This window comes from Pedobacter sp. 10L46_2, from assembly GCF_056395165.1.
Map to the genome: position 1 here is coordinate 1 of NZ_JBFTIZ010000222.1, position 7,080 is coordinate 7,080.

Genomic DNA, 7,080 nt, shown 5'->3' on the forward strand with positions numbered 1-7,080 from the left:
CCAGGGTTGGTTGTCTCAATTTTAGCCAATATCGTAGCCGGAATATCCTTTGTAATGTTATTCAATTTTACCAATGGTGTATTACCAATGGTTTCTAAAATATTGTTGTACCACATGACACAAAAATACAGATTGAAGATTGGAATTTTATTTATAAATGAATATTCGTAATTTAATATTGAAATAATACAAAATATAGAATATTATTTTAATCTAGTACTCCAATAGACTTACAAACAATGCAATATGTAGGTAAATAAAAAATTTCATTACAGAAGCTAATGCGTTTATCCACTCAATTTATACGTTTTACCCGGTAAAGAAATCAGAATCCCTTGCATTTCAAGGTTTAACAAATGCATGGCGAGTTTGCTTTGAGGAATTTCCGACCGTATGGACAGTTCATCGATCCTTAAATCCGATACCTGTAAAAGGTCAACAACTTTCTGTTCTTCTTTGGAGAGCCCAATTAACAATTGAGTTTGCTCAGTCTTTTTTGTCTTTATTTCATCCCACCCCAGGTAATAAGCGAGGTCTTTTGCATGATTAATCAGCGCTGCCCTATTCGTTTTAATCAGGAAATTACATCCCTCAGAACTCACATCAGTTGTTCTGCCGGGGAAAGCATAGACATCGCGATGATAGGAATTTGCGATATCAGCTGTAATTAACGCACCTCCTTTAGCAGTGGCTTCTACAACTATTATGGCATCTGCAAGCCCTGCAATGATCCGGTTTCGCTTCGGAAAATTCTCTTTATCTGGATTGGTATGCAACGGGAATTCGGTAAGCAAACCACCGTTTAGCATCATTTTTTGGGCTATTGGCTGATGTAATGGAGGGTAAACCCGATCGAGCCCATGCGCAAGAAGCCCAATGGTAGGTATGTCCTGATACAAGCTTTCTTTATGAGCAGCTATATCAATGCCATATGCCAGGCCGCTAACTATAACAACATCATAATCAGCCAAAGTTACCGCCAGTTGTTTGCACAGTTGCCTACCGTATTCTGTCGCCTTTCTGGTGCCAACAACACTTATAATTCTATTATGGTTAAGGTTAGCAGTGCCTTTATAGTATAGTAAAACGGGTGCATCAAAGCAGTTTTTTAACCGCTTAGGATAGTTATCATCGGTATAAACCAAAACCTCAACCCTATGCTTTTTAATAAATTTTAGTTGCTCTTCAGCAATTTTTAGGGCATCATTAGTCAGGATTTGATCTGCGGTTGCAGGCCCAATCCCTGGAATTTGCAATAATTCTTTTCTACTTGCTTTAAATACAACCTCTGCATTACCAAAATGTTCCAGCAAACTTTTGGCAGTTACATGCCCCACACTCTTAATTAAGGTGAGGCCTATTTTGTGGATTAAACTCATGGGCTAAATTATATATTTATTTATCTACCAACCAACAAACTAAAATATATAACTGTAAATCAGATAATTAAAAACAAACTACAAAAATAGTTTGTAAACTATAAAAATAGTAGTAACTTTAATTAACAACAATATTTAATAAATGATGAGAGAACTTACAAAGGCGGAAGAGCAGGTAATGCTAATTTTATGGGAAATAAAAGAGGGGTTGGTAAAGGATGTTATAGACAAAATGACCCCACCAAAACCAGCATACAATACGGTGTCAACGGTAATCAGAGTATTAGAAGGCAAAGGGTTTATAGATCATAAGGCCGTTGGCAACACCCATATCTACTTTCCTATAATAACTGAAGACGAGTACAAACACTTTGCATTTGATAAAGTAATGAACAATTACTTCGAAAATTCTTATCAGAGCCTGGTATCTTTCCTTGTAAAAGAGAAAAACATGGACATGGATGAGCTCGACGAATTGATCCAACTTGCTGAAAAACTTAAAAACAAGAAATGATGAACTGGTTGTACTATCTGCTAGAGGCTAATCTATATTTAGCTGCGTTTTACGGCTTCTACCGTTTGCTTTTACATAAGGAAACTTTCTATTCCTTAAATAGGTATTATCTTATTATAACGAGTATTATAGCTTTCATTATTCCACTTTTGCAGGTAGGCTACCTCAATAATCTATTAAACAATCAAAAGGAAGTCACGATCTTATCGGTTCAATTAACGCCAGTAATCGAAAAATCTAATGCATTTACGATAAGCAATCTGTTGATTTATTGCTACCTCTTTATAGCCTTATTTTTTGCAATAAAAATGGCAATGAGCATATATAAGATCATTTTACTTTCCATTAATGCTAAAAAACAGAAATCTGGAAAAATTACGTATGTTGAACTAGGCGAATCACATGCTGCCTTCTCTTTCTTTAACCTATTGTTCTTAAATCCATCTGTGCAGGAGAAAAACACCATTCTTAAGCATGAGATGGTGCATATAAAGCAGAAACACAGTTTAGATATAATTTTCTTTGAGATCATTCAAATCGTATCATGGTTTAATCCCATCACCTATTTCATCAAAAAAGAAATTAAGCTTCTGCACGAATACATCGCCGACGACATCACAACACATAAGGACATTCAGAAACATCAATACGCGATGTTTCTGATTCAAAATTCCTTTGGTATTGCGCCTAATCAGCTTACCAATCAAATATTCAATCAATCAATATTAAAAAGGAGAATTAACATGTTAAACAAAAAAAAATCAACGGGAAGAGCGAGGCTCAAACTCCTGTTTGCATTGCCAATTGCCGGAGGGATGCTCTGCGCATCCACCATGGCGTTTACTAAAGACTATGCAGTGATAGACTTGTATCCGGAGAAATACGAGTCCGATCAATCTGTAAAACAGGAAACACCTAAGAAAAAAGCAGCTGAAATAATAGAGGTTAAGACTAAACCAGGTGCAAAATCTAAAACAACTAAAGAGAGCCAAATTACAAAAGTTAGAATTGCGCCACCACCGCCTCCCGTGGTTAAACAGGTCAAATTCCCACCACCAATAGTAAAACCTGATGAAGTCAGAGCTCCTAAAAAAGCAGGATCCGTTAAAAAGATAAAGTTCCCACCGCCAATTGTAGTGCCTGATAAACCAGTGCCTCCTCCTCCACCTCCTGTTGAGCCAGTGAAAGAGGAAGGAAAATCAATATCTATTAAAGAAAACGACGTGATTACTTCCTCTACCAAAAATGGAGAACCAGCCAAATCAATAATTTTGGCATATAAAATTCACGTTGCCGAAGGGAAACCAGCAACATCACCTACTAAAAATGAAGAACAAGCAAAATCCCTATCTACAACATATAGACTTCTTACCAAGGATAAATTAGAAACAAAAGAAGGGACTAAGACAACGCTAGAAGGCACCGTGAATGTGAAAGAAAAATCAGGTAATTAATTCCTAAATAGATTTTATTAAAAAACTTTATGACCAATAAAGTAGCCAAAATAAAGTTAATATTAGCGAGTATTTGCGCACTTCTAATATTATTTATTAATGTCGAAACGCAACAAGTAAAAATTGGAAAGCCAGTTATTGAACCTTCTAAAATCCTTGATGATGTAATGCATTGGCTATATTATGATCGAGGTTACTTAAGATTATCAGAAGATTTCATTGCATATGATCAAACTTTAAAGCCGATCACTAAAGATCGGCTTTAAGAAAAAGTAGCATCTGGTGGCTATTTAAAGAACTAAAAAAGGAAGCTGCCCTGTAAGATTTGAAGCTTACCAATTAAACCTTACTGCGGTATATAAACCACGTATTTGGTTTCAAAAAACTCTTCTTCAAAGTAAGCTGAAAGCGGATATAATTCCGCTTTTAGTTTTGATTCAGAAATCTCTTCTTTTAAATCACCACCTTTTAAATATAGTATACCATTAGGAATGGCATTTTTAGATTCTTTATTAAACTTCCCTTTTACCCATGGATAAAAATCAATAAGCCTGGTAACTGCTCTGGAAACTACAAAATCGTACTTGTCTGCAATCTGTTCAGCTCTTAAATGACTCGCTTTAACATTCTTTAAACCTAATGCCGCAGCTACTTCAGTAACCACTTTAATCTTTTTACCAATAGAATCAACCAGATGGAACTGAGTTTCTGGAAAAAGAATAGCTAGCGGTATGCCAGGGAATCCACCTCCGGTACCCACATCCAACACACGTTCTCCTGCTTTGAAAGTGCAGAATTTGGCAATTCCCAACGAATGAAGAATATGGCGTTCATATAACTCATCAATATCTTTTCTTGAAATTACATTGATCTGGGAATTCCAGAAACTGTACAATTCGTACAATTGATCAAACTGAGCTATCTGCTGATCAGTTAGCTCTTTAAAATATTTCTGTATTAGAGTAGACTTTATTTCCACTGTACTTTTTTAACAAATATAGACAGAATGCCGTTAAACACTAGAAAAATGAATAATAGAATATCCAAAACAGGAAACCAAATACTCAAATTACCATAACTTAACCGCTTTAAAAGGCGTGGGTAAACAAAACACCTTATTATAATACTCAATACAAAAACACCAAGTGATATATATAAGGTAGCTTTAAAGAACAACAAAGCGACAAAGAAAGCATAAAACAGGAATTGAATAATAATCTGCGACGAGAGGATGAACTTATGTTTTCCTTTATACATTTTACCTGCTCCAAAATGTCTTTTCTTCTGTCTCAGATAAGCACCAAAACTTGTATTTGGCTCGCTCCAAACATGAGCATCCTTATTAATAGAAATTGCGGTATTACTTCTGGTTGCATGAGCATTTACAAAAAGATCATCATCGCCCGAAGGTATATGCATGTGTGCCGCAAACCCTTTTTTCTTAAAAAATAATGATTTCTTATACGCCATATTGCGGCCAACCCCCATATAAGGCATACCTTTTAAAGCAAATGAAAGGTAATTTACTGCTGTAAAAAATGTCTCGAAACGAATTAAAGCATTCAATATCCCTCTCTTTTTTATATAAGGTGAATAACCTAAAAGGATATCCACATGCTCATTTTCGGGTTGCTGCATGCTCAGTAACCAATCTTGCGAGGCAGGCAAACAATCGGCATCTGTAAAAACAAGCCACTCATTTGTGGCTGCTTTAATACCCATGGTAACTGCAAATTTCTTACCTGCTATAAACTTTTCTCCTTCATTTACGTGAACAACTTTAAGGTGCTTATATTGTTTTTCAAAGGTTTCCAATAATTCACGTGTACCATCCCAGGATCTGTCGTTAACAACAATAACCTCATAATCAGGATAATTCTGCTCCAAAACGGAAGGCAAGTATTCTGTAAGGTTATTAACTTCATTGCGTGCGCAAATCACAACACTTAAAGGTTTTCTACCTGTTTCGGGAATAGGATCGACTTTTACCAGAGCAAGTTTTAAGTGAACAAAGAGGCTAAAATATAGCTGTATTAAGAAGCAAAAGATTAAAGCGCCGAGCAGGCAGCTCTCAATTAAGGTTAATTCCACGATGTATTTTTGTAACTGGCAAATTTCTCATTTTTAATCAGTAATGCACATTTATGTTGATAAAAATTTTAGCCCGTAAATAGCTGGTTTTTTGCTACTTTTGCCCTGATTTTTTGAAGAGGAAGATTACACACTAACTTACTCTAATCAAAAAACAATAAACATACACAGATGAAGTTTAGTTTAGAGGCAAAAGATATACATTCAAAAGCAAGAGCAGGAACAATTACAACGGATCACGGAGAGATACAAACTCCTATTTTCATGCCTGTAGGCACTGCAGGAACAGTTAAAGCAGTACATCAAAGAGAGCTTAAAAATGATATCGATGCCAAAATAATTCTTGGAAACACCTACCACTTGTATCTTAGACCAGGATTAGATGTTCTGGAACAAGCCGGCGGATTACACAAATTTATTGGCTGGGACCGTCCTATTTTAACCGACAGTGGCGGCTATCAGGTGTATTCTTTGAGCAAAGTAAGAAAAATCAAAGAAGAAGGAGTTACCTTTAATTCACATATTGACGGTTCAAAGCATCTATTTACACCTGAATATGCAATGGATATACAACGTACCATTGGGGCCGACATTATCATGGCGTTTGATGAATGTACACCGTATCCATGCGATTATAAATATGCAGCATCTTCTATTAACATGACCCATCGCTGGTTAAAGCGCTGCTGTGCAAGATTTGACTCAACAGAGCCAAAATACGGCTTTAACCAAACCCTTTTCCCTATTGTACAGGGTTCAGTCTATAAAGATCTAAGGAAAAAATCTGCTGAATTTATTGCTTCTATGGACCGTGAGGGCAATGCAATAGGTGGTTTATCTGTTGGTGAGCCTGCCGAAGAGATGTACGGGATGACTGAAATAGTATGTGATATTTTACCATACGAAAAGCCTCGTTATTTAATGGGCGTAGGTACTCCTATCAATATTTTAGAGAATATTGCGTTAGGTGTAGATATGTTTGATTGTGTAATGCCTACAAGAAATGCCAGAAATGGTATGCTTTTCACTAAAAATGGTATCATTAATATCGGCAACAAGAAGTGGGCAAATGATTTCTCACCAATTGAAGCCGACAGTAACTTGCATGCAGACCAGATATATTCTAAGGCCTATTTAAGGCACCTAATGCACTCAAAAGAGATCCTGGGTGCACAGATAGCTACCTTGCACAACCTACATTTCTATCTTTGGCTGGTTAAACAGGCCCGCGAAAAAATCATTGCAGGTGAGTTTTATGCATGGAAAAACAAAATGGTAACTATCTTAGGGAATAAATTATAAATGAGTTTCTTAAAAGACAGGGTTAAAATCATCGACTGGTACATTATCAGTAAGTATCTGGGCACGTTTCTATACACCCTGACCTTATTTGTAGTGATTATCGTTATTTTTGACTTGTCGGAAAAGCTAGATGATTTTCTAAGCGCAAACCTTACCTTTTGGCAGGTTGTAACCCTGTATTATGCTGGTTCAATCCCTTTCTACGTTAACATGCTCTCGCCATTGATCAATTTTATTGCGGTAATCTTCTTTACGGCAAAGATGGCTGATCAAACCGAAATTGTGCCTATCCTAAGTGGCGGAGTAAGCTTTAATCGCTTCCTTTTACCCTATTTTATAT

The 7,080-nt window shown here is 36.2% G+C and carries 8 protein-coding genes; 5 read left to right on the forward strand and 3 right to left on the reverse strand.

Going from position 1 to position 7,080, the window contains the following annotated elements; genetic code table 11:
• Nucleotides 1–287 precede the first annotated feature (287 nt).
• The gene (gene dprA, locus AC1DDX_RS19665; RefSeq protein WP_337716490.1) at nt 288–1,379 is read right to left on the reverse strand and encodes a DNA-processing protein DprA; all 1,092 of its coding nucleotides are present in this window, start codon (nt 1,377–1,379) and stop codon (nt 288–290) included.
• A 142-nt stretch (nt 1,380–1,521) separates the two neighbouring features.
• Here dprA and AC1DDX_RS19670 point away from each other — a divergent pair, with 142 nt between their 5' ends.
• From AC1DDX_RS19670 to AC1DDX_RS19680, 3 genes are all read left to right on the forward strand, one after another.
• The gene (locus tag AC1DDX_RS19670) at nt 1,522–1,893 is read left to right on the forward strand and encodes a BlaI/MecI/CopY family transcriptional regulator (RefSeq protein ID WP_172659620.1); all 372 of its coding nucleotides are present in this window, start codon (nt 1,522–1,524) and stop codon (nt 1,891–1,893) included.
• 314 nt (nt 1,894–2,207) lie between these two features.
• Nucleotides 2,208–3,347 carry a M56 family metallopeptidase gene (locus tag AC1DDX_RS19675; RefSeq protein WP_477622449.1) on the forward strand — a complete coding sequence of 380 codons (1,140 nt, stop codon included), beginning with the start codon at nt 2,208–2,210 and terminating at the stop codon, nt 3,345–3,347.
• Nucleotides 3,348–3,376: 29 nt separating this feature from the next.
• Nucleotides 3,377–3,613: a hypothetical protein gene (locus AC1DDX_RS19680; RefSeq protein ID WP_288883971.1), complete on the forward strand. Its 237-nt coding sequence runs from the start codon at nt 3,377–3,379 to the stop codon at nt 3,611–3,613.
• Between the two features lie 80 nt (nt 3,614–3,693).
• Here the strand turns inward: AC1DDX_RS19680 and rsmG are convergent, their stop codons facing one another.
• Entirely contained in the window at nt 3,694–4,326 is a 633-nt protein-coding gene (gene rsmG, locus AC1DDX_RS19685) for a 16S rRNA (guanine(527)-N(7))-methyltransferase RsmG (RefSeq protein ID WP_172659617.1), read from the reverse strand.
• The gene (locus AC1DDX_RS19690) at nt 4,317–5,438 is read right to left on the reverse strand and encodes a glycosyltransferase (protein ID WP_172659616.1); all 1,122 of its coding nucleotides are present in this window, start codon (nt 5,436–5,438) and stop codon (nt 4,317–4,319) included. The genes rsmG and AC1DDX_RS19690 overlap by 10 nt, the downstream gene beginning before the upstream one ends.
• Before the next feature lie 171 nt (nt 5,439–5,609).
• On the opposite strand from AC1DDX_RS19690, the gene tgt reads away from it, so the two are divergent.
• Together tgt and AC1DDX_RS19700 are read left to right on the forward strand one after the other, a co-directional pair.
• Nucleotides 5,610–6,740, forward strand: coding sequence for a tRNA guanosine(34) transglycosylase Tgt (tgt, locus tag AC1DDX_RS19695; protein WP_337716487.1), 1,131 nt, complete (start codon nt 5,610–5,612; stop codon nt 6,738–6,740).
• Nucleotides 6,741–7,080: LptF/LptG family permease (locus AC1DDX_RS19700; RefSeq protein ID WP_477622450.1), on the forward strand; the 340-nt coding region annotated here is incomplete at its 3' end. It lies immediately after the preceding gene.